Source organism: Vibrio sp. A1-b2 (genome assembly GCF_021726015.1).
In the GTDB taxonomy this organism is placed as follows: Bacteria; Pseudomonadota; Gammaproteobacteria; order Enterobacterales; family Vibrionaceae; genus Vibrio; species Vibrio diazotrophicus.
In genome coordinates, this window is the sequence record NZ_JAKKCI010000004.1 from 525,882 (window position 1) to 548,163 (window position 22,282).

Annotated in this window: 20 protein-coding genes; 8 read left to right on the forward strand and 12 right to left on the reverse strand. The window is 43.4% G+C overall.

The window, feature by feature from the left end; genetic code table 11:
* Window positions 1-33 precede the first annotated feature (33 nt).
* The 3 genes from purT to L3V23_RS12530 form a co-directional block, all read right to left on the reverse strand.
* Entirely contained in the window at window positions 34-1,209 is a 1,176-nt protein-coding gene (gene purT, locus L3V23_RS12520; protein WP_102967171.1) for a formate-dependent phosphoribosylglycinamide formyltransferase, read from the reverse strand.
* 104 nt (window positions 1,210-1,313) lie between these two features.
* Window positions 1,314-2,627, reverse strand: a complete 1,314-nt coding sequence (locus L3V23_RS12525) for a ferric reductase-like transmembrane domain-containing protein (protein WP_237292392.1) — start codon at window positions 2,625-2,627, stop codon at window positions 1,314-1,316.
* A 112-nt stretch (window positions 2,628-2,739) separates the two neighbouring features.
* Window positions 2,740-3,615 (reverse strand): AEC family transporter, encoded by an 876-nt coding sequence (locus L3V23_RS12530; RefSeq protein ID WP_237292393.1) that lies wholly within the window; start codon window positions 3,613-3,615, stop codon window positions 2,740-2,742.
* 326 nt (window positions 3,616-3,941) lie between these two features.
* Here L3V23_RS12530 and L3V23_RS12535 point away from each other — a divergent pair, with 326 nt between their 5' ends.
* Window positions 3,942-6,680, forward strand: a complete 2,739-nt coding sequence (locus L3V23_RS12535) for an EAL domain-containing protein (protein WP_237292394.1) — start codon at window positions 3,942-3,944, stop codon at window positions 6,678-6,680.
* 70 nt (window positions 6,681-6,750) lie between these two features.
* On the opposite strand, the gene cdd is transcribed toward L3V23_RS12535, so the two are convergent.
* The 5 genes from cdd to L3V23_RS12560 all read right to left on the reverse strand — a co-directional run bounded on the left by cdd (window position 6,751) and on the right by L3V23_RS12560 (window position 11,220).
* Window positions 6,751-7,638 (reverse strand): cytidine deaminase, encoded by an 888-nt coding sequence (gene cdd, locus L3V23_RS12540; RefSeq protein WP_042488459.1) that lies wholly within the window; start codon window positions 7,636-7,638, stop codon window positions 6,751-6,753.
* Window positions 7,639-7,843: 205 nt separating this feature from the next.
* On the reverse strand, window positions 7,844-8,521 hold the full coding sequence (locus tag L3V23_RS12545; protein WP_042488461.1) for an LrgB family protein: 678 nt from the start codon (window positions 8,519-8,521) through the stop codon (window positions 7,844-7,846).
* Entirely contained in the window at window positions 8,521-8,886 is a 366-nt protein-coding gene (locus L3V23_RS12550; protein ID WP_042488464.1) for a CidA/LrgA family protein, read from the reverse strand. The genes L3V23_RS12545 and L3V23_RS12550 overlap by 1 nt, the downstream gene beginning before the upstream one ends.
* Before the next feature lie 49 nt (window positions 8,887-8,935).
* Window positions 8,936-10,360 carry an exodeoxyribonuclease I gene (sbcB, locus tag L3V23_RS12555; protein ID WP_102967176.1) on the reverse strand — a complete coding sequence of 475 codons (1,425 nt, stop codon included), beginning with the start codon at window positions 10,358-10,360 and terminating at the stop codon, window positions 8,936-8,938.
* A 143-nt stretch (window positions 10,361-10,503) separates the two neighbouring features.
* A complete protein-coding gene (locus tag L3V23_RS12560; RefSeq protein WP_102967177.1) occupies window positions 10,504-11,220 on the reverse strand; it encodes an NAD(P)H-binding protein in 717 nt (238 codons plus the stop codon).
* Window positions 11,221-11,385: 165 nt separating this feature from the next.
* Here L3V23_RS12560 and cobT point away from each other — a divergent pair, with 165 nt between their 5' ends.
* The 6 genes from cobT (at window position 11,386) to btuD (ending at window position 16,901) form a co-directional block, all read left to right on the forward strand.
* The gene (gene cobT, locus L3V23_RS12565) at window positions 11,386-12,414 is read left to right on the forward strand and encodes a nicotinate-nucleotide--dimethylbenzimidazole phosphoribosyltransferase (RefSeq protein WP_102967178.1); all 1,029 of its coding nucleotides are present in this window, start codon (window positions 11,386-11,388) and stop codon (window positions 12,412-12,414) included.
* Window positions 12,414-13,214, forward strand: a complete 801-nt coding sequence (locus tag L3V23_RS12570) for an adenosylcobinamide-GDP ribazoletransferase (protein ID WP_102967179.1) — start codon at window positions 12,414-12,416, stop codon at window positions 13,212-13,214. Before cobT ends, L3V23_RS12570 begins: the two co-directional genes overlap by 1 nt.
* Window positions 13,211-13,765 (forward strand): bifunctional adenosylcobinamide kinase/adenosylcobinamide-phosphate guanylyltransferase, encoded by a 555-nt coding sequence (gene cobU / locus L3V23_RS12575; RefSeq protein WP_102964653.1) that lies wholly within the window; start codon window positions 13,211-13,213, stop codon window positions 13,763-13,765. Before L3V23_RS12570 ends, cobU begins: the two co-directional genes overlap by 4 nt.
* A gap of 265 nt (window positions 13,766-14,030) precedes the next feature.
* Window positions 14,031-15,059: a succinylglutamate desuccinylase gene (locus tag L3V23_RS12580; RefSeq protein ID WP_102967180.1), complete on the forward strand. Its 1,029-nt coding sequence runs from the start codon at window positions 14,031-14,033 to the stop codon at window positions 15,057-15,059.
* Window positions 15,060-15,163: 104 nt separating this feature from the next.
* Complete coding sequence (gene btuC, locus L3V23_RS12585; protein ID WP_102967181.1) at window positions 15,164-16,159, forward strand: vitamin B12 ABC transporter permease BtuC; 996 nt, start codon at window positions 15,164-15,166, stop codon at window positions 16,157-16,159.
* Entirely contained in the window at window positions 16,146-16,901 is a 756-nt protein-coding gene (gene btuD, locus L3V23_RS12590; RefSeq protein WP_102967182.1) for a vitamin B12 ABC transporter ATP-binding protein BtuD, read from the forward strand. The genes btuC and btuD overlap by 14 nt, the downstream gene beginning before the upstream one ends.
* 276 nt (window positions 16,902-17,177) lie before the next feature.
* Here btuD and L3V23_RS12595 read toward each other — a convergent pair whose 3' ends face one another.
* The 4 genes from L3V23_RS12595 to L3V23_RS12610 all read right to left on the reverse strand — a co-directional run bounded on the left by L3V23_RS12595 (window position 17,178) and on the right by L3V23_RS12610 (window position 20,284).
* Window positions 17,178-17,753, reverse strand: a complete 576-nt coding sequence (locus tag L3V23_RS12595) for a nucleoside triphosphate pyrophosphohydrolase family protein (protein ID WP_042488492.1) — start codon at window positions 17,751-17,753, stop codon at window positions 17,178-17,180.
* A gap of 120 nt (window positions 17,754-17,873) precedes the next feature.
* Window positions 17,874-18,224, reverse strand: a complete 351-nt coding sequence (locus L3V23_RS12600; protein WP_042488495.1) for a DUF2750 domain-containing protein — start codon at window positions 18,222-18,224, stop codon at window positions 17,874-17,876.
* 121 nt (window positions 18,225-18,345) lie between these two features.
* Window positions 18,346-18,924 (reverse strand): OmpA family protein, encoded by a 579-nt coding sequence (locus tag L3V23_RS12605; RefSeq protein WP_042488514.1) that lies wholly within the window; start codon window positions 18,922-18,924, stop codon window positions 18,346-18,348.
* Between the two features lie 46 nt (window positions 18,925-18,970).
* Window positions 18,971-20,284 carry a TolC family outer membrane protein gene (locus L3V23_RS12610; protein ID WP_180980205.1) on the reverse strand — a complete coding sequence of 438 codons (1,314 nt, stop codon included), beginning with the start codon at window positions 20,282-20,284 and terminating at the stop codon, window positions 18,971-18,973.
* Between the two features lie 437 nt (window positions 20,285-20,721).
* Here L3V23_RS12610 and L3V23_RS12615 point away from each other — a divergent pair.
* On the forward strand, window positions 20,722-22,282 hold a 1,561-nt coding region (locus L3V23_RS12615), incomplete at its 3' end, for an Ig-like domain-containing protein (RefSeq protein WP_237292395.1).

The following is a 22,282-nucleotide window of genomic DNA, read 5'->3' on the forward strand; positions in this document are numbered from 1 at the left end:
CGAGAGTGGTGTTGATGGCTTCAAGCGTTTGGATTAGTAAATAATCTTCACGGCTTTCGCGCATTCTAATGCTTTGTCTACCGCTTCGGTCGTGTCTTTACCACGAGCAAGTGCAACACCTAAGCGACGACGACCATCAATGTCTGGTTTGCCAAACAGGCGAATTTGGGATTGAGGTACTGACAGCGCTTCACCAATGCCATCGAAGCGAATGTTGGTTGACGTACCTTGACCAAGAATCGCAACTGAAGCCGATGGGCCATATTGGGTAATCTGACCAATAGGCATACCAGTAAATGCACGAACGTGCAGAGCAAACTCAGACACATCTTGAGACATCAAGGTCACTAAACCGGTGTCGTGCGGGCGAGGAGAGACTTCGTTAAAGATAACGTGGTCACCTTTGACAAACAGTTCAACACCGAAGATACCGTATCCGCCGAGTGCATTAACAATTTGCTCTGCCACATATTCTGCTGCTTTAAGAGCGTTTTCAGACATCGCTTGTGGCTGCCATGATTCACGATAGTCACCATCTTCCTGACGGTGGCCTATTGGCGCACAGAAGTGAACACCGTCTACAGCGCGTACGGTTAATAAAGTAATTTCGTAATCGAAATCGATGAAGCCTTCAACGATAACGCGACCAGCGCCAGTGCGACCACCTTCTTGCGCATATTTCCACGCACTCTCAATGTCTGCTTCCGTTTTAATTACGCTCTGGCCTTTGCCTGAAGAGCTCATGACAGGTTTACAGACACATGGAATACCCACATGTTGAACCGCAGCGACGAAATCCTCGTAGTTATCAGCAAACTTAAACGGAGAAGTCGGCAGAGAAAGTTCTTCAGCGGCGAGGCGACGAATTCCTTCACGGTTCATGGTAAGACGAGCCGCTCTCGCTGTCGGAACTACATTCAAGCCTTGTGCTTCAAGTTCAACCAACTTTTGAGTTGCGATAGCTTCAATTTCAGGAACTACGTAGTCAGGCTTTTCTAGTTCGATGATCTTTTGAAGTGCTTCACCATCAAGCATGTTAAGAACATGGCTGCGATGAGCGACTTGCATTGCCGGGGCATCAGCATAGCGGTCGCATGCAATTACTTCCAGACCTAAGCGTTGACATTCAATCGCCACTTCTTTGCCGAGTTCACCAGAGCCAAGTAAAAGTACACGGGTTGCATTGTCACGTGTAGCAGTCCCAAACATAGTTATTCCTTTTTAATTTTGTAGTAGTCACTAAAAACTGCCGTCATCATACTGGAATATCCCGCAAAAGCAAACGTTTGCGCTGCTTTCGTCTGATAGGCAGTTTATCGCATCACAAACCGTTCTGAATGAAAGTTTTGTTTGCTAAGTCCTAAACCTAAAAGTCTATTTTTCAGTGCGTTACCAAAACTGATTGGTCCACAAAAACTGACACTGGCTTGGGATAAATCAATGTGTTGAGCGACTCTGTCAGCACACAGAAATTCGTTGTGGCTAGCGGTATAGATATGCAGTTTCACATAGGGTAGTTTGCTCACTAATTTTTCCAGCAACTTAACAAAGTATGTTTGGTCATCATTGTCACGACAGTAGAACAAATCGATGTGTCTGCTGGTTGAATGAGGCAGGTGAGTCAAGTAGTGTAGCCACGCTATAAAAGGTACGATACCAATACCAGCACCAATCCAAACTTGGTTTGATGATTTTGGTATTTGAAAGCGACCATAGCCACCTTCAACAGCAACTGCTCTGCCCACCGACAAAGAGTCATAGAGCGCATGAGTGTAGTCGCCGAGATCTTTTATTGCGAACTCTATTTCTTGGTTGTGGGAATCGTAGTTAAGCACCGAAAACGGGTGTGGAGCTTCGCCATCATTGAAGTTGAGATAAGCAAACTGTCCTGCACGATACTTCATCATTTCGTTGAGCTTTATTTTTACATGCAACACCCGAGATTGGCTTGCTTGATCATGAATGCGTTGAATAGCAGTCACTTGACCATTGACTATGCGAGCACGCCCAATTGAACCTGTTAACGAAATAAATGCACAGATAGAACCTATAATTGCGGCTAGCCAAATCACCGAGTTAAGGCCAGCTGAACTCCATTGATAATCAAGCAAAAACACACTGTGAAACGATCCTGAGAGGAAAATAGCGCCACCTAGTTTATGTGTAAAACGGAATTTCCGATAACTGATCGCTTGGATAAGACTGATGGCGACAAACGCGAGAAAGACATAAAAAGTGTATTCGCCAACCACTTTTGCCCAGTGAGTCCAGTTTATACCTTCCACTAATTGACCTAGACGTTGTCTTTTTTGTTGGCCCTCAATAAGACCTAAACTCACAAGCCATTTTGGCGATTCAATCAGTACCCAATGCATAACCATAGTGACTAGAGCACCAATGCCCATCTGTTTATGAATGGCATAGCCTTTATCTAGCCCGTTTACATATTCTTCGACTCTTGGAATACGCATCGCCAGCAGCATTGCCACTGCCATATAAGCAAAGCCAAGTGCGCCTGTAAGCATGGTGAGTTGATGACGCCAGAAGAAGTAATTGGCATCGGGTTGCCATGTAAGCCATACGGATGGAAGCCATAACAGTATGATGAGTAGCGTGATTTTTTTCATGACAATTATTCCACGTGTTTCTTATGGTTTAATTGTAGTTCTGCGGCTTCGGCTGGGACATCGACTTTATCTAGTTTTACTCAGGTTGACCTAAGTTTACATATCGCATTCTCTATATTGAGAAGGCAAAAATGAGTAACAGAGGCAGGGTGAAAATACTGAGGAAATTACCAAACAACACCATTGAGGCGACGTTGGTTGCTTCAATCTTGTATCGCTCCGCAAACAGGTAGTTCATCACCGCTGGTGGAAGCATAGTGAATAACACCATCATTTTTAACTGCATGGGCGGTAAAGGAATGAAGTAGTAAATACAGCTAAATGCGATAGCACCAGTAAACAATGATTGAGCGGTAGAGATCAGTCCCACTTTGAAGCCAGCCATTTTCATATTGGTCATCTGTGCGCCTAATGACAGTAACATCACAGGCACTGCAGCCTGACCAAGTAGCTTTGTTGCTTCATACAGCGGTTCCCAGACATGAGTTCCTGACAAGTTAAGGCACATGGCAACAGTAGCAGCGATAAACACAGGAGCCGTAAAGATCTGCTTAAATGAACCTCCTTTACTTAATACCGCAAGCCCGATACTGATGTGTAAACAGGCAGAAACAACAAATAGCAGCACCGCAGAAGAAAGAGCTTGCTGGCCGAATGCGTAGGTGAAGAGTGGGATGGCTAAGTTACCGCTGTTTCTAAACATATGCAGTGGAGCCCATGCTTTAAAGTTCCAACCACCAAGTTTGCATATCGGAATCATAAGCAAGCCGGGAATAAGCACAGATATTAAAGAGGCATAAATCAGGGGAAGCTCTGAGCGGCTAAGTGGCATGGTGGACAATGAAGAGAATACCAATGCTGGAACAAAGGCATCCATATTAATTCTGTTAATCGGGCGGAAATCAGGTTTGAGCCAACGACCAATGAGATAGCCAATAATGACCAGTGCCATTACAGGGAAAAGTATCCGAACGACTTGTTCAAACATAGGTATCCTTACGAGTGTTTGACACGAAGAAAGTCCAAATTATCAGGCTATTAACCAATCGTCATTGGCGTAGACGTCAATCTGTGCGCTTCGTATATAAATGCTGAAAAGTACGGTGCTACAGAGTTGAACAAGCTAAATGACCGGCAGATGAGTATGTAAACGATGGTTTACACAGCAAATTAATACTCAAAAGGAGGTATTGGTTCCAAATATTGATGAGATTTATAATTTATTTCATTTTGTAATTAGACATATATCATTAAATTCTTATGTGATATGTGTTATTTGTATCGCAAATAATAACTTGAGAGTTGATGCGCTCCTTGAATAAATCATCCCGCTTACGCTTTGTTACGCTACACACGAAAACTGCATTTTTATTTGCAGTTGGACTGGCTAGCATCATTTTCAGCAGTCTTTTTCTTACCCGTTATTTCTTTTTATACAGTCTGAATGAACTAGAAAATATTGAGATCCACAGGGCGAGCTCACAAGCCTATGCTGTTATTGATTCGTTAAGTGTTAGGCAGGAAGAAGCTTCCCATGACTGGGCTTACTGGACTGAGACTTACGATCTTCTCACTCAATCTGATACCGGTTTTGAAGAACGCAACTTGTATATGGAAAGCCTTGATTCGCTTGGGCTAGATTTCATGTCCTTTATTAATAGTCAGCATGAGTATGTGGCTGGCCTTGGGCGGGACATTGAAGACCCCAACGCATTCACACAAACACTGCTAAAAGATAAGGGCGTTGCTCAACATCTGAACAAAATGAAACGGGTTCTGGATAGCGGGAAAAGCGGTACTTATGGATTAATTCGTGAGGGTGACGATATTTGGGTGGTTAGTGTTACACCAGTGCGTAACGGAACCAGTGAAGCAGAGTTTGCAGGATGGATGTTGTGGGGACAGCATTTAACTGACCGTTTCCCTTCAGATTTTGTTGGCATCTTAACGGCTCAAAACTCCATCATTACTGATCTCGATGAGACGAAGCATCTTGATGAACATATTCATGAAGAGGGTATAGATGAGCACGATGACATCGATGTTTTCCATACAGATTCAGAGCTTTACCACTATACATCGTTAACCAATATTTATGGTGAAGAGATTGCGGTTTTAAAATCACGTGAACCGCGTACCTATTATCAAAAAGGTGAATCGGTCTTTTACTACCTCATCATTGCTATTGGTGTGGTCACCACTCTTGTTTCTATCGTTATTTTCATTTTGTTCCGTAACAACGTGGGTAAAAGATTCAGCTACTTTGAACAAGACATAAAAGCACTGATATCGAGTGATGAAGTGAATCTTGAAGGTCATCGAGATGAGTTTGAACGTATCACGACTTTAGTACAGTTTTTGGCTAATAACTCCTCAAAAACTGAAGGCAAGCTAAAAGATACGCTGCAAAAATTTGAAGCGCTATACCACAGTCAAACACTGGGTATGGTACTTGTGGTCGATCAAATGATCGCTGACGTGAACCAAGCATTATTAGATTTGCTTGGCTATCAACGTAGTGATTTGGTTGGTCAGCATGTAGAAACGCTGTGTGCTCACAGTAGTGATTCTATTTGCAGCGCTGAACAATTATTTATCAATTTGAGTCAGGGCTTACGTCAGTTTGAAGCGGGGCTAAACAACTGTTATGGCGAAACCGTGCACTGTGTGATTGAAGCGACCCAATTTGAACAAGACGACAAGATGGCTGTTATGTTGTCGATAAAAGATATTAGTGAGCAGAAACAACAAGCGGTATTAATTGACTCCTTAACTCACCGAGATTCGGCAACAGGACTATTGAATCGACCAACAGTGATCAATCTTATTAAGGGATTTTTCCAAGGTTCAGATCAAGAACAGAACTACTCAATCGTTTATTTCAACGCTTCTAGGCTCAAAGAAATCGATGAAGTCTACGGACATCTGGTCCATGACAGTGTTTTAAAACACCTTGCTGATAACTTGCTGATTCGATTTGGTGACGAGTTCACAGGGCGTATCAGTGAAAATGAATTCTTAGTTTGGTGCGTAGAAAAGGATTATCGACAGCTGGAAAGAATGGCAAATCGGTTGCTAGAAAGTTATTCATCGAAGATCAGTGTTTCTGGTTTTGAGTTCGATATTGGCTTAAAAGCAGTGTTTGTTCGTTCTTCTTCAAGTTTTGCTAACTTTGAGGATTTCAGCTATGTCGGCCTTTATGCTCTGACAGAAATAAAATCGACGGGTAAAAGAGGGCTTGTGACGGTTGATGAGAGTCTGATTAAAAGATCACAAGAGTCACTTGCTCTAAATCGCGACATAATGAAAGCACTTAAAAGTGGTGAAATCGTTGCTCACTATCAACCTATTGTTCACGCGAGTACTGGACAGGTCGTCGGTTTCGAAGCGCTAGCAAGATGGCGCCATCCAACATTAGGAATGGTCTCTCCGGGACTGTTTGTCCCGCTGGCGGAACAACGTCGATTGATTGTTGAGTTAGGAGAAGTGATTCTTGAGCAGGCGTGCGAGTTTATCAGTGATATACAGCAAAAGAGCGACAGTTCTTCGCAAAATAGAATGAGTATTCATGTGAATTTGTCGACACCTCATTTCCATCATAAGAGCTTGGTGGAGACTTTGGTCAACCTGATAGAGAAATACCAATTGTTACCGGGACAACTGGTACTGGAGCTAACAGAAAGTATTCTGTTGGGGGCTGAAGATGAGATCGTTGAACGTATGGAGGCGATTAAATCTTTGGGTGTTCAATTGGCACTCGATGACTTTGGTACGGGATACTCTTCATTTAGCTCACTATGTAACTTCCCGCTTGATATTATCAAGCTTGATAAATCATATATTGATAATTTGGATGTCAACGACAAAGCAAAAACCTTAGTCAGGAACATCATTCACATGTCGCAGGAGCTCGGTATGACAACGGTGGCTGAAGGGGTTGAAACGGCTTCACAGCTTCGTAAGCTCAATGTCTGGAACGTGGATGAAATTCAAGGATATTACTTCTTCAAACCTATGGATAAACACCAAGCTTTAGAAAAGTTTGCCAAGTAGGTTCAAAGAGGCCGTTGCTGAGAACAAAAAAGCCAGACAAAAGTCTGGCTTTTACATGACTGAGGTACTGTTAAAGTGCGATGTAGCTTAGTTGCAAAGAAGAACTCAGTGATGCAAGCGTAGCTTGAGTATCGACAAAGTGACTCACACTGCCTTTCTCGAGTTCAGCCAGTGTCGCAGCTTCGATGTTGTCAAAAGATTCGCCAGCCATTCTCATCTGAATTAAAGCGACTTGAAGTGGCGGTAAGCTTGGGTTAAACGCCGCGTTTTCAGCATATGCACCCAAATAAGTTTTACCGGACGATGATTTCAATGCCACACCACTTAAATTTTCAGAGTATGGGGCATAGCTGCCGTTGAGTGCCGCTACGGCTGATTGCATCAGCGGGTCTAATTCCTCGCACTTGTAACCGTGGTCGCTTTTGTTCATCAGCACTTGAGTGATACCTAGGTCAGCAGGGCCAAAAGATTCTGGCAAGTAGTATTGCAGAGAGTTGGCATCACGTTTTGGTAACTGAATCATCAAGCTTTTAGAGGTGGTAAGTTCGTTCATGAATTGACGACAGTGACCGCAAGGACTGTAGTTCACAGTGATATCACTGATACCTTCCTCACCCTTCATCCAAGCATGGCTGATAGCTGCTTGTTCTGCGTGAATGGTTTGCCCCATCTGAACTTTTGAGAATTCCATGTTGCCGCCGAAATAGATGCGGCCAGACAATCCACGAGCTAGAGCTCCAACATAAAATTTCGAAATAGGTACGTAAGCATATGCTGCCGCAAGAGGCAGTAATTCAATACGAAGGTCTGCGTCACTCATTCCTGTAACGGAAAGTAGTTGCTTAAATTGGTCAGGAGATAGAGTAGCGTCAAAATCATCAGCTAATACGATTGGCGATAAAAACTCCGCCATCGGTCGTTGCATGTCTGCTAATGCCTGTTCAATACGGCCTTTCATAGATATTCCTAATTAATACATTGAGCTTTAGTTTAGGGGAATACACTAGATTTACTGCGATCAAAATCTCATTATTAGATGCAACGTATTACATGTTTACATAATTAGAGTGATGTCACACATGAGAGGCGAGGTAAGGAAGAATTTGGCTCAGACTCTATGGGAAATGCAGTCTGAGCCTAAATTAGATAGAGATGACAATGAGTTAGTGAACAAACCAAAGTACAAAAGCAAATAAGCTAGGCGCTAGAACTGAGGTTATGACACCACAGACAACCAGAGCGAGTGAACTAAAAGCCGCGTCTTTCTGATCTTTTTCCGCACAAGTCGCTGTGCCGAGGGCGTGGGAGACATTACCCATGGTTAATCCTCGAGCAATAGGATGCGTGATATTCAGTAAGTTATAAATTGGGTACGCCACAATGGCGCCAAATACACCGACCAGCAGAACCATGATGGCTGCAATAGCTGGTTCTCCACCTAAATTGTTTGCGACTTCCATCGCTATCGGTGTGGTGACAGATTTACCCATTAGTGCTGCAATTAAAGCGATATCAACATTCATTAACGCGGCAATGATCCCTGTTGTCAGCATAGAAAGCACGCTTCCGACACCACAGGCAAGCATGATGATTTTCCAGTTTGCACGAATCTGAGGAAGTTGTTCATACAAAGGGTAAGCTAAAGCAACGACGGCAGGCTGAAGCATATAGTTCACCCATAGGTTGTCTAGCTCGTAAGTCTCGTAGGGGACTTTTAGCAACATGAGCACAGGTATAATAATGCCAATGCTTATCAACAGTGGATTGGCAAACGGTGAATTCAGTTTACGAGCGATCCATCTAGAAAGAAAGAACACCGCTATAGTGACTAGCAACCACATCATTTGCCTCCTTTTTTCAAAATGCGATCAAGAGAGAAGGCTAGGATCACAAGTACTAACGTAGTGCCACCGATGGCGCTAGCTAAGATAGACCAGATGTTGTTTACCAATATGTCGAAGTGCACCATTAGACCGACACTGGTCGGGATGAAAAGCAGAACCATATAGCGAATGAATAAGCTCGCACTTGGTTTCACCCAAGAAGAAGGTAGGAGTCCGCTCGACATGAGTCCAAACAGGATCAACATACCAATAATGCTGCCAGGAATAGAAATACCTAACCAAGATTGAAGATTATTACCTGCCAGCAAACAGAGAAATATCATTCCCATTGATACCAGGTATTTAAGTGCGGTTTGAGCCATGAAACGTTGTTGCCATTTATATGTATAGAAAAACCTAGGGGGTTAGCCTCTAGGAAACGAGTTTTGAGACGTATTGATAGACGGATTTTAAAATAGCAATTTTCTTTTCGTCACTCTCATGCTCATGAACTAAGTTTTCTAAATTGAGCATGTAACCTTCAATTCGCGACTCATAAAAATCACGGCAGTGATTCGCCCAGCGACGCTGTTCATTTTCATCCAGTGTCCATGGGAAGTGACGGGCACGATAACGGAATAATAAAGGTTCAATTCTCTTGTCCGCAAAAGTGATATCCAGTGCTGCCAAATTTTCTGGTGGTGTACCGCGGATAATTTCCATCGACGCTTTATCCGCCGGAGAGAAGAAACCGTCGTACAACTGCGTATCTACATCGGCGCTCTGTTCATATTCACGCTCAATCGAAAACAGAGAAACTAGCTTTTCTCTGATCTCTGGATGCTGGCGAATCAGTGCTAAGTTCGCTAAACACTGTTCGCGATTGATGCCTATTTTGTCTGCATTTTCGGCGGTAAGCGTTTTTGCAGGTGCAAGAATAGGGCACTTGTTGAGATGAACCAATTTGACAGGGACAGGCAGTTCGTCCGGAGCGAGTTCATCGCGTTTTGTATAAAGACGCGTATGCAATTCTTCACTGGAAAGCTCTAGTAATGGCTGAGGATCTTTGGCTAAGTCAGCCACAATCACTGCGTTTTGATTGGTTGGATGCCAAGCGATAGGCACAATCCAACTGGTGTATTGGCATTCTCTTCCTAACATTCCGGAGACATGCATTAGTGGTGTCATATTGACGATATCCACCAACTCATTGAGTTTGCGCTTATGGCGCATAGTAAAGAAATAATCAAATAGCTTTGGTTGTGCGGCTTTGACTTTCTTAGCCAGCTCAATTGTAGCAATCACGTCAGCCATCGCATCATGCGCATTTTCGTGTTCAATACCATTGGCTTTTGACAGATGTTCAAGTTTGAAACTGGTAAAACCTTCTTCGTTTTCAGGCCAAACAATGCCTTCTGGACGAAGGGCATGGCAAGCACGCATCACATCGAGTAAGTCCCAACGTGAGTTACTGTTCTGCCAGCTCCAAGAATACGGATCAAAAAAGTTGCGATAGCAAGTATAACGCGTGACTTCGTCATCGAACCGAACGCTGTTGTAACCAAGGCTGGTGGTATTTGGCTGAGAAAGTTCGTGATGAATACGAGCAATGAACTCGGGCTCAGGTAGACCTTGAGCCATCGCCTTTTGTGGCGTGATACCTGTAATCAGTGCCGCTTCAGGTGCAGGTAAGTAATCGCTAGGTAATTGGCAGTAGATAACTAATGGTTCACCGATAATATTAAAATCCATATCGGTACGTACGCCAGCAAACTGACTAGGACGATCTTTCGCTGGGTTAGTGCCCCAAGTCTCATAATCGAAGAAGAAGTAAGTTGGCGAGTTTTCCTGCTGCATGTGTGATTACCAAATCGCTGAAAGATTTATAGGTATTAGAACATCCCCCATACGACTAAGCAATCACCATGGCGTGTCGCAACCGTTTGTTCAGTAACTTATCTCATCGTCTGGCTAACTATTGGGCAAGTTATGGTCTGATCTTAACGGTACTTTTCCAGCATGTGTCGCATGGCGATGCTATCGAGCACGGTCACATGCTTTGAATCTGTATCGAATAAGCTGTAGAGCATGCTTCTTGCTACAGTTTCTGCACTTATTGGGACGAGATTTCTCAGTTTTCCAAACAACAGGTATCTGCCGACGCTCATAAATTTTTGTAGCAGAACTTCATCTGGGCGAGTGATTGTTCTCTTGCCTACTAAAGGGCCCGGCCTGACGAACGTGACATGCGAAAAGCCGATTTGACGAATGGTTTCTTCCATTCGACCTTTGCAACGTAAATAGTGGGAGCGAGATCTTGGGTGAGCGCCGTAACTAGAAACAACCGCTAACCTTTCAACTCCGAGCAATTTCATTTGCTGAGCGACATGACAAACGAGTTCGAAATCAACTTTTTCCAATCCTTGTTTTGAACCAGCCTGTTTTAACGTCGTACCCAGTGCGATGATCCCCAATGTTGGGCGACTGTTTGAGTTTTCCCAATGTTTTATGTTCAGTTCTGCATCTATAAGCTGGGTTAACCTACCATTTGCAACTGAGAGAGACTCAGGCGCTAGTGGCTTTCTGCTCAAGGTAAAAATATGTTCAAGTGCATGCTCATTTAAAGCAATGTCTAGACAAGATGAACCGACTAAACCCGATGCTCCCGCGATAATGAGAACGGGTTTGTTTTTTGCTGTAAAAAGGGCGTCTTTCATCGTTGCTTCCCAGATGTTTAATGTCATGCTGTGAAATTAAGCTAATTACTCGACAATATACAAGTATTTCATTTATTGGCGCTTTGTAGGTTTGGCGTCGGATGGATTTTGTGAGTAGACTGCGTCATCTCTTTTGAAATTTAAGCATTGTTCAAGGAATCAATAATGTTAGATCTATCGTTTAACGATGCAATTTGGCACCGTATTAATCAAAAAACCAAACCACTAGGTGCTTTAGGGCAGTTAGAGCAAGTTGCTCATCAACTGGCATTAATTCAAAGTCAGGGGCAGCAACAAGCGGTTGAACATATTGCGATTCAACAACCAACGGTACTGGTATTTGCCGGAGACCACGGCATTGCGGATGAAGGGATCAGTATTGCTCCTAGCGCTGTAACACAACAGATGGTACTGAATTTTCTGGCGGGTGGTGCTGCTATCAACTGTTTCTGCCGTGCAAACCATGTGGCGATGAAGGTCATTGATACAGGGATATTTTTGCCTGTGGACGCGCAGCATCCAGATTTTATTGTTCAACGTTTAGGTGTTCGTACCGAGAACTTTGCTAACCAAGCGGCTATGTCGATAGAGCAAGTTGAGCAAGGGCTAGATTACGGTCAGTCACTGGTTGAAAGTGTGATTGATGCTGGCAGCAACTTAGTGATGTTCGGTGAGATGGGCATTGCTAATACTTCAAGTGCTGCCGCTCTGTTAGCCAGCTTGTCTGATTTACCTGTTGAAGAGTGTGTCGGTAAAGGCACGGGTATTTCTGATCAGCAGCTTGAGAAAAAGTATCAACTGGTCGCAAAAGGCGTAGAACGCTCTAAAGGCAAGGGCGTGAAAGAGGTGCTTGCAGAGGTTGGTGGATACGAGATCGTTCAAATGGCAGGCGCATTTTTAGGTGCTTATCGTGAGCGTACACCTGTGCTCGTTGATGGGTTTATTGTCACGGTCGCCGCTTATGTTGCCACGCTTATTGAACCAGAGTGTCGAGACTATATGATATTTGCGCACTGTTCTGACGAATCGGGGCATAAAAAGGTACTGAACTTATTAGAAGCAACGCCTCTGTTGAACCTGCATTTGAGACTCGGTGAAGGTACAGGCGCGGTTCTTGCGGTTCCACTCATTAAAGCGGCTGCCGAGTTTTACAACAACATGGCGAGTTTTGCTGAGGCAGGAGTGACAGTGTAATGCTGGCCAGACTCAAATATCAGTTTGAACTGTTTCTTTTGGCGCTCAGTTTCTTTTCTCGAATTCCTGTGCCCGCCAATTTGCCTTATAGCAGTGAAAGGATGAATCAGTCTGGCCGATATTTTGCGCTGGTTGGAATACTTCTTGGGGCAATTTGCGCTGGCTTCTATGCTTTAGCTGATCTGCTTTTGACGCCTGAAATCAGCATTTTTTTGACCATGGTGCTGAGCTTGATGCTGACCGGAGCCTTCCATGAAGATGGACTTGCCGATATGGCGGATGGTGTCGGTGGCGGAATGACGGTAGAGCGTCGTTTAAGCATCATGAAAGATAGCCGGATCGGCACTTATGGTTCGGTCGCGTTAATAATGGCTCTGTTGGGTAAATATGTGTTGCTGGTTGCGGCCAGCGACATTATTTCCCTTATCCCCATTTGGTTGGTGGGCTACACGTTAAGCCGCGCTGTCGCGTCGTCCTTCATCTTCAATACGCCCTATGTGTCCGACAGTGATACTAGCAAAAGTAAACCGTTAGCCCACAAACAGAGCTACAACGAATTGGCTGTGGTTGTCATCACAGGACTAATCCCTTGCATATTGTTAGATGGTTATTTGACTCTGGTTCTTATTGCTTTAGCGGTTGTTTTTCGTCAGCTATTCAGACGTTGGTTGATCAGCCGACTTGGAGGGTTTACCGGTGACTGTCTGGGGGCTGCACAACAGCTCATGGAATTGATGATCTATCTTGTGGTTGTCGTTTTTGCGCAAAATGGTTTACCCGTTTTAGGAGTTGCGTGGTGACGGTACGATTGATACTTGGTGGTGCAAGAAGCGGAAAATCCAGTTTTGCTGAGCAATTAGCAAAGAGCAAAGTGCGTTTTGATAGTACAAAAGCGTTGCACTACGTAGCGACAGCGATCGCATTTGATGAGGAGATGGAGACCCGAATACAACATCACCAAAATCAGCGCGGAAATGGCTGGATTGAACATGAATGCCCTTATGAATTAGCGCAAACTCTTGAGCAGTTATCTAGTGATGATGTAGTGCTGGTGGACTGCCTGACACTTTGGTTGAATAACGTGATTTACAATCACGGTCAAATGCGCGATTCGAAACAAATAGAGCTGGTAATCCAGCATCTTATCGATGTGTTAAAACAGAGTCGGGCAGATATTACCTTGGTATCCAATGAAGTCGGCATGGGGCTAACACCTGAAGGTGAAGTATCGCGTCTATTTATTGAATATGCAGGTTTGATGAATCAATGGATTGGAGAGCTCTCTTCTGAGGTAATTTTCGTCGCCGCTGGTTTAGCAAAAGTACTAAAGGGACCAAACTCAGAGTTGTAAACTGCGGTGTGTGATAAAAGAAAATCCAAAATTGAGATTTAAGACAAGCGTTTCAACGAATTGGAACTGATAGGGTATAGAGTCTCAATAACAGTTAGGATAGAATTCGCCTTCAATGTCATTCAGTTAATAGTCGAACAGGTTATCAAAGTACAGCAGGCATATTTCATTTTATATTGAAGTTCAGCTCAATAAGTGAGATCGCTTCAACATAAATTGTTTGCTCAATTCTTTAACATACCGCTGTGCAATAAAGGAGTAGCGCATGACGAAGTCTCTATTTCGCCAATCTTTTCTCTTCGACAGTCTAGATCTTGAACAATCCGTAAAGTGTACAGCGGTGACTACACCGGCAGGCGTCACTCTCAAATTGCTTCAACGCGGTATTTTAGAAGTTGTGCCAGCTAAACACGACGACGATACCAAAAACATCGTTATTTCTTGTGGTATTCATGGCGACGAAACGGCTCCAATGGAGCTTATCGATAAACTCGTGAATGATATTTTGAGTGGCTTCCAGACGGTAAACGAAAGATGTTTATTCATCATCGCGAATCCTGAAGCAACCATGCTGCATAAACGTTCATTAGATGAAGATTTGAATCATCTGTTTGACGAAAAAGCCCACGAAGAAAGCAAAGAACTAGCCATAGCAGATAACCTTAAACTGGTGATTAAGGATTTCTATGCTGAGAGCGATGTAAAGTCTCGCTGGCATTTAGATCTGCATTGCGCTTTTCGTGATTCAAAACATTATTCATTTGCGGTCAGCCCTAAATCGCGTCATCCAGTACGCAGTAAAGAACTATTGGATTTTGTCGAGAATGGTCACATTGATGCAGTGATGTTCTCTAATGCGCCAGCAAGTACTTTTAGTTGGTACAGTGCGGAAACCTACGCTGCACAAGCCATGATGATTGAACTCGGTCGTGTCGCTGAAATCGGCTCTAACGATTTACAGTGCCTAACGGCATTTGATTTGTCACTACGTGATTTGGTTTCCAGAAGCCAATCTGAGCATTTGCCTAGAAAGGCTACGATGTACCGAGTGAGCCGAACGATTGTTCGTATTCATGACGACTTTGATTTCTTGTTTGACGATAATATCTCCAACTTTACGAGCTTCATGCATGGCGAAGTTTTTGGTCATGATGGCGATAAACCACTGATGGCGAAAAATGAAGAGGAAGCGATCGTGTTTCCCAATCGTCATGCAGCGGTGGGCGAACGTGCTGCATTAATGGTGTGTAAAGTAAAAATTCGTTATGAAGACGGTCAAGCGGTATACGATTAAAAGGTTTATCACTCGTCTTTTATATTGAAGCTTTATATTTGAATGGCTTAACGGTAAGGTTAAGCCATTCTTTTTTGAACCATTATTTTTTTACATAAAAGTCTATGGATTTTAGTCAATTTATGCTGCTCAAGCAGCAGCGCTGGATACGAGCAGGCTATCTTTTGCTCGCATTGTTAGCATTAGCCAGCGTGGTCTATCTGATGGTTGGTGAAATCTTTATCTCGCCTTTCAGTTCATTTGATGCACTCGAAACTCGTTTGGTGTTTGATTTACGTTTGCCAAGGCTTTTCGCAGCCATGATGATTGGCGCTGCACTAGCGGTTTCCGGTGCAACCCTTCAAGTGTTACTTGGTAACGTGTTGGCAGAACCGGGGATTATAGGGATCTCTGGCGGCGCAAGCGTTGCGATGGTGATCTTGCTGTTTTTCTTTCCGGCTATCGCTAGCCCTGAAGCTTTTATGATTTCTGCAATTATAGGGGCTCTGATCTTTACTTTATTGCTGGTGTTTATCGCCAACGCAATGAGGCTTACAACAACTCGACTGCTTTTGGTGGGTGTTGCGCTGGGTATCTTGTCTGGTTCCGTCGTCACATGGGCGTTTTACTTCAGTGATGAACTGAGCTTACGTCAACTTATGTATTGGCTTATGGGGAGTATTGGCGGTGCTAGTTGGTATCAACACACTCTTACTCTTATCGCATTGCCTGTTATGGGATGGTTGCTATATCAGGGATCCGTATTGGATAAACTGATGCTTGGAGAAACCCATGCAAAACAGCTAGGTGTAGATGTAGCCAGCATTCGCTGGAAACTGATCATCGCCGTATCCGTTTTAGTAGGCGCTGCGGTTGCCCTAGGAGGCGTGATAGGCTTTGTTGGCTTGGTGGTACCCCATTTACTGCGTTTAGTACTAGGTTCTGAAAACCGTATGCTATTGCCACTGAGTGCTGTCAGTGGCGCTCTTCTGATGGTATTGGCTGATATTGTTGCTCGCTTGGCTCTGGATTCTGCTGAGCTACCATTAGGCGTTGTCACTACCACTATTGGCGCCCCCATTTTTATTTGGATGCTGGTGAGAAATCATGATTCGCGTTAATAGCCTGCACGTTAAAGAACGTTTACTGCCTTTGTCATTCCAATGCCAAGCAGGGGAAATACTCCATGTTGTTGGTCCTAATGGCAGTGGTAAAAGCACGCTTCTCTCTGCACTAGCGGGAGTGATTGACTGCGCAGGAGATGTTTTACTCGGCGATTTTGATATCAAGAAAAACTCTTTGAGTGAGTTGGCTTTGCGCAGAGCTTACCTATCTCAAAGCGAGAAGCCCGCTTTTAATCTCGATGTCTTCCAATATCTTGCGTTGTCTCTCCCCATTAATAGCTCATTGCATGACTCTAAAGTCCAAGAAGCTGTGAAGCTGTTTACTCATTTATTGAAGATAGACGATAAGCTTCACCGCTCTATTCATCAGTTGTCTGGTGGAGAATGGCAACGCGTGCGACTCGCAGGTAGCTGCCTGCAAGTTTGGCCAGCTATCAATCCTTATGCTCAGCTACTTATTCTTGATGAACCGGGTGCACCATTAGATATCGCCCAAGAAGGCATGCTTTATCAATTGATTGCGAAAATGGCGCAAGAGGGATTGGCTGTTGTTATGGCGAATCACGATTTGAACCGAAGCTTACAGAACGCAAACAAAGTATTACTGCTTGAGCAAGGTGTCGTACAGAGTATTGGTGAGCCGACAGAAGTCTTAAGTGAAGAGAACTTGCGTAATGTATTTAACACTTCTGTGAGATGTGTCTCTCTTGATGGTAAACCATACTTAGTTTTCGATTAGTTTTGGTGCATTGAGCACAAATCTGGGTCAGGTTTCAAAAGGTCTTGTGTACTAACTTATTGTTTATATTAAGAGTAAAAGATTAATTTCTTTAAATATCAATGATTTAATCTTTATTAAAAAGTTGGCACACTATTAGCACTAATAAGAGTGATACATTCTCGTTCTTGTTAGGCTTTTTATAGTCTCATTAGCCACCTTGCTCCCAAGGTGGCCTTTTTTTATCTGCGATTCCGCTAGCCTAAAGGCTGCCGACATTCAAAAAGCAGTTAAAAACTATTGAGTTAGCGCTTCTAGGTTTGCTGGACGGTAATAAACGGACTTTAGGACTTTACCTTGACGAATGGTTTTGCTTTCAGACACGAAGTCTTCTGCACATTTCGCGATGAGATAATCGCCTTTTTGTACAGCCATTAGTTTAATACCTTGCTCAGCGTAGAACGCTTCTGTATCGCCATATTCTTTTTCGTTGCGACAAACTTTGCTCATGTTGGAGCTATGAACCTCATCCCAACAAGGAAGGAAATCAATACCACGATTGACCGCAACATTCAGTAGTAGGTCGATCAAGTAGCTGATGGCGATGTTGTCATTGATATTGCGATGACCAAGGTGCACGAGGCGACCCATAAGTACATATACGCTGTCCACAATCGCATCCGCTTGTTCAGTTTTGCTGTCTGCTTCAGCCAGTTCGGTCAGTTCTTCGATGGCTAATGAGGTATGAAGGGTATCTGCTTTTGCATCTAAGCTTGCTGGGTCCGCTACTGGTAAGTCAAAAGTGCTACGGAATTCGTTGATGTCGCGGTATAGGTGATCGTAAATTTCTTGTGTCAGCTTAGATAAATGCATGGGTTCAATCCAGTTGAAAATAAACAGGTCGTCATAGTACCAAAGCTCGTACTACAAATACAAAACAAGACGCTAATCGCGTCTTGTTTAAGTGGTCATGAAAGGGCTATGCCAATTCACTTAAAGATACATTTTTGCCAGTTCTGAAGGCTCAAGTTCTTTTCCGTCTAAAGTTTGGTTCCAGTTAGTGCCAACAAGAACGCCGTCTTCATCAAGAGTGATCAGCCAATCTTCAACGAAAATATCCAGTGGGATCTCTAGAACTTCGAAGTCTGCCCATTCTTCAACATTGTGCAGCTCAGCGTCTTCTTTTGAAGACCAGAAAGGCATTACTTCGCTTTCTTCAAATTCTGTTGATTCACAAGATAACCAACCTTCTTCATTACGCAAACCCCAAACCAGTTGGTTTTCTTGGGTTTCTTTGATGAAAAGTTCTAGGTTAGCTTGAACATCTGCTGTTAATTTGCTCATTTTATTTTCTCATTAAGAATGATGCACGAAGGGTAGCACTTTGAGGCATTTTTTCCCATTAAGATTTGGATAACTCACAATAAAAAGGCGGCTAATCGGCCGCCTTTACTGATATGTAGGTTTATTTAGGCAGTGCCGTAAATATGCTCCACTCTTTGACGATTGCACCTTTGTAGCCAACCACCGTCGCTGTCACTCGACGATTTAGTGCATGAGCGACTTGTGTATCACCATGAGAAGCAAGTTCAGTGTCGCCGAAACCAACAATTCTCACTCTGTTGCGCTCAACACCGTAGCGCAGTAATTGAGCTTCTACTGCTTCAGAACGTCGTTTAGATAGGTTGAGGTTATATTCTTCGCTACCGACTTTACTTGCATAGCCTTTGATTTCAATAGAAGCAGAAGGGTAGGTGTTTAAAAATTCTGCCATTTGACGAATCTGACTAACAAACACCGGAGGAATATCACTAGAATCATTAGCAAATAGGATGTGTAAGCTTTGTAGCTTCGACGTTTTAACAAAGGTACCACACCCGTCATTATCGATTTCCGATAGTGAAGGAGTATCTGGGCAAAGATCCCGAGCGTTGATTACACCATCGTTATCATCATCTTCAAGATCTGCGACTTGATTGATCTGCGGTAGAGCAATGTAATCATATTCATCGCTAGCTACATTTTCTTCAGCATAAGCGAACATCGCAGCACTTAACGTCGCTGTAAGAATAACAAATGTGCCTTTCATCTTAGTATTTCACCTTCTCTGTCCATTCCGGAGCGACATCAACTCGCAATGCATCTAGTAAATTACCTGTAGCGTTCATAACGCGATACTTTGCATATTGCTCAGCGTATTTCGCATCCAAATAGTCCTTACGGGCTTCAAACAGTTCATTTTCTGTATTGAGTAAGTCAAGAAGCGTACGTTGACCAATCAAATACTGTTTGCGATATGAAGCAACGGTTTGGGAAGTTGAATCCACATGGTCAGCTAAAAATTCTTTTTGCTGCAGCGTCAGATCGAGAGCGCTCCATGACAAACGTAAGCCTTCCTCTACGGCACGGAATGTATTTTCACGTAAATCTTTTGCTTTATTGAGTTGATAAGCGGCGCTTTCGGATTGATCACTATCGCTACCACCATTGAAAATGTTATAGCGTAATCTCACCATTGCACTGAGTTCATCACCACTGCCTTCCTTACCTCCCGCATCGTCATACCAACGTTGAGATGCTTCCAACGAAATAGTTGGATAGTAGGGCGCTTTTGACTGTTTATATTGAAAACGAGCTGCGTCTACATCTGTTTGCGCCACTTTAATGACTGGATGTTCATCGAATGCTTTTTTCAGAGCGTCATCAATAGTGTAAGGAATTGCAGTACTGTCCGCTCGAGGAAAGGTTAAACCTAAAGGCTCTTGACCGACTAAACGGCGAAATTGAGTATGCGTATCGTACAAATTGTTTTGTGCCGCAAGTAAGTTACCCATTGCTTTAGCGATGCGAGCTTCAACTTGAGTTACATCGGCGATAGACCCTACACCAGAATCAGCACGTTTTTTTATATCACGATAGATTTCTTTATGCGTTGCCAGGTTTTTTTCTGAAAGTACGAGAATTTCGTAAGCTTTGGTCGCTTCAAGATAAACATCAGTGACTTCTAGTGCTTTATTAGAAGCATCAGCAAGAAGTTGGTAGCGGTCTGATTCTGCTTCAGCAGCTGTACGATCCATATCATTTAATGTTGATGAGCCATCCCAAATAAGTTGATTAAGAGTGAGGGCTGCATCTTTACGAGTCATATCTGTATCAGGATTACCAGTAGACGAGGCGGGATTTATACCTTCGTATCCAATACCAGCATCGAGGTCGATTTTAGGTAAATATGCCCCAGAAGAAGCATTTGAATCAGATAAGCGACTTTTATATTGGTTAAACGCACTTTTCAATTCAGGGTTTGCAGCAAGAGTCAATGACACAGCTTGTTCAAGTGTCTGTGCAGACACGGATCCTGCGAGCACTAAAGAGCAGAAAAGTGTTTTAGTTGGTAACCCTTTCAAGATGAACTCCATCAAAAATGACATGTACAACGGACACCGAGTCTAAGGCAAAAGGAGTCTCATTGATAAGACGAGTACTTAGATGTGTCAAAAATGTGACTAAAAATGTGATGAATATAGGTTTTTTGCATAGTTTTAGGTTGATGTATAACAAATGCTTTATGTAACACATTAATGAATAAGTATTTTCTGTATGTAATGCGGTAAGAAAAACCTTACACAAAGGCTATCATGAAATGTGATGTTAATTCATGGAATTATTTGTCGTAAAAATAAGAAGTGTCAATAAAATGTTATTTTGATGCAATTTTCACCTTTGTTAGACGGTTTAACGATGATATCGTAAGTCAGATTTTTCCCACAAAATATTCGGGGTTATATCGAATATTAGACGGTTAAATATATAACTGTTTGTAACGTGTATTTTTGAGGCTTATATGGCAAAAGGTTCTTTATTTTCAATCGCAAGTCTTGCTGTAAATCAAATGATTGTGATTGACAAAAATGGCGATATAAAAATAGCGACGATTGGCGAAAAATTGCCAGAAGGATCAGTTGTCATCCAAAGAGGAGATGAAGCTGGTTTCAATAATGAAGCTACTACTCAACTCGTTGATCAAAACAATGAGCTTCAAGATGTTACAGATGATGTTGCGCAGTTACTTGCAGCCTTAGAAGAAGGTCAAGACCCTACTCAACTTGATGAAGAATTAGCTCCTGCTGCGGGTGGGAGTAATGGTTCCGCACCTACTGATAGTGCAAGCATTGACCGTGTGGGTTCAGAAATTATTGCTAGTACAAATTTCAGTACAACTGGATTTGAATCATTAGGTTTTTCTCAAACTCAAAGCCTCGCCTTAATCAATCTTAATCGTTCAAATGCTAATGCGAATGTCGAAGCCGCAGACAAAAATTCAGATCCAAAAGCCCAAAATGACACTATCTCAGTAGACGAAGATACTTCAGTTACCATTGATGTATTGAGCAACGATTCAGACAAAGATGGCGATACGTTAACCATCGTTTCTGCAACAGTTCCTCTAGAACAAGGATCTGTTGAAATCGTTGGCGGGAAACTCGTATTCACTCCAGCGGAAAACTACAACGGCCAAGCGAACATCGAATACACCATTAGTGACGGTCAAGGTGGTTCGGATACCGCTAAAGTTACGGTGACCGTCAATCCGGTGAACGATGCACCAGTGGCGAAGAACGACGCCATCAGCACCAACGAAGACACAACAATTACTATTGATGTGTTGAAAAATGATAGTGATTTGGATGGCGATACTTTAACCATTACAAATGCATTTGTTTCTAAAAATAGTGACGTGCAAGGAACAGTTGAGATTGTTGATGGTGAACTAAAGTTCACCCCAGCTACCAACTCGCATGGGACTGCTACGATTCAGTACACCATCAGTGATGGTAACGGCGGTACCGATACCGCGACGGTTATTGTCTCCGTCGACGCAGTGAATGACGCGCCTGAGGGTGAGTCTGACACGGCAAAAGCGGTGGAAGGCAGCACCATTACGGTGACTAAGAGCGTGTTGAGCAATGACAGTGATGTGGATGGCGATAAGTTAAGCGTGGTGGGCGTGAACAGCTCTAAAGCCGATGCTGTGACTGAGCCGAGCAACGGGACGTACACCATTGAAACTGAGTTAGGCGGCACCGTGGTCATGAAGAGTGACGGTACTTACACCTACACAGCGCCAGTGGTTACGTCATCGGAAACCGTTCAAGACAGCTTTAGTTATCTGGCGAGTGACGGTACGGCTGACTCTGGGTGGGTCACCGTGACGATTGACGTGTCAGATACGGACGTCAAGGCGAAGAACGACCGCTTCAGCACCAATGAAGATAACAGCGTGACGTTGGATTTATTGTCAAACGATATCGGTTTGGATGCGAAGACGCTGACCGCCATCAATGGCACTGAGTTAACGCCGTTGAGTAAAGGTGAAACACAAGAAATTGATGTTAAACACGGCA

What these genes read in the sequence shown, in the direction of transcription:
- purT (WP_102967171.1), bottom strand. Translation starts at nt 1,209, where the DNA reads ATGTTTGGGACTGCTACACGTGACAATGCAACCCGTGTACTTTTACTT.
- L3V23_RS12525 (WP_237292392.1), bottom strand. Translation starts at nt 2,627, where the DNA reads ATGAAAAAAATCACGCTACTCATCATACTGTTATGGCTTCCATCCGTA.
- L3V23_RS12530 (WP_237292393.1), bottom strand. Translation starts at nt 3,615, where the DNA reads ATGTTTGAACAAGTCGTTCGGATACTTTTCCCTGTAATGGCACTGGTC.
- cdd (WP_042488459.1), bottom strand. Translation starts at nt 7,638, where the DNA reads ATGAAAGGCCGTATTGAACAGGCATTAGCAGACATGCAACGACCGATG.
- L3V23_RS12545 (WP_042488461.1), bottom strand. Translation starts at nt 8,521, where the DNA reads ATGTGGTTGCTAGTCACTATAGCGGTGTTCTTTCTTTCTAGATGGATC.
- L3V23_RS12550 (WP_042488464.1), bottom strand. Translation starts at nt 8,886, where the DNA reads ATGGCTCAAACCGCACTTAAATACCTGGTATCAATGGGAATGATATTT.
- sbcB (WP_102967176.1), bottom strand. Translation starts at nt 10,360, where the DNA reads ATGCAGCAGGAAAACTCGCCAACTTACTTCTTCTTCGATTATGAGACT.
- L3V23_RS12560 (WP_102967177.1), bottom strand. Translation starts at nt 11,220, where the DNA reads ATGAAAGACGCCCTTTTTACAGCAAAAAACAAACCCGTTCTCATTATC.
- cobT (WP_102967178.1), top strand. Translation starts at nt 11,386, where the DNA reads ATGTTAGATCTATCGTTTAACGATGCAATTTGGCACCGTATTAATCAA.
- L3V23_RS12570 (WP_102967179.1), top strand. Translation starts at nt 12,414, where the DNA reads ATGCTGGCCAGACTCAAATATCAGTTTGAACTGTTTCTTTTGGCGCTC.
- L3V23_RS12580 (WP_102967180.1), top strand. Translation starts at nt 14,031, where the DNA reads ATGACGAAGTCTCTATTTCGCCAATCTTTTCTCTTCGACAGTCTAGAT.
- btuC (WP_102967181.1), top strand. Translation starts at nt 15,164, where the DNA reads ATGGATTTTAGTCAATTTATGCTGCTCAAGCAGCAGCGCTGGATACGA.
- btuD (WP_102967182.1), top strand. Translation starts at nt 16,146, where the DNA reads ATGATTCGCGTTAATAGCCTGCACGTTAAAGAACGTTTACTGCCTTTG.
- L3V23_RS12595 (WP_042488492.1), bottom strand. Translation starts at nt 17,753, where the DNA reads ATGCATTTATCTAAGCTGACACAAGAAATTTACGATCACCTATACCGC.
- L3V23_RS12600 (WP_042488495.1), bottom strand. Translation starts at nt 18,224, where the DNA reads ATGAGCAAATTAACAGCAGATGTTCAAGCTAACCTAGAACTTTTCATC.
- L3V23_RS12605 (WP_042488514.1), bottom strand. Translation starts at nt 18,924, where the DNA reads ATGTTCGCTTATGCTGAAGAAAATGTAGCTAGCGATGAATATGATTAC.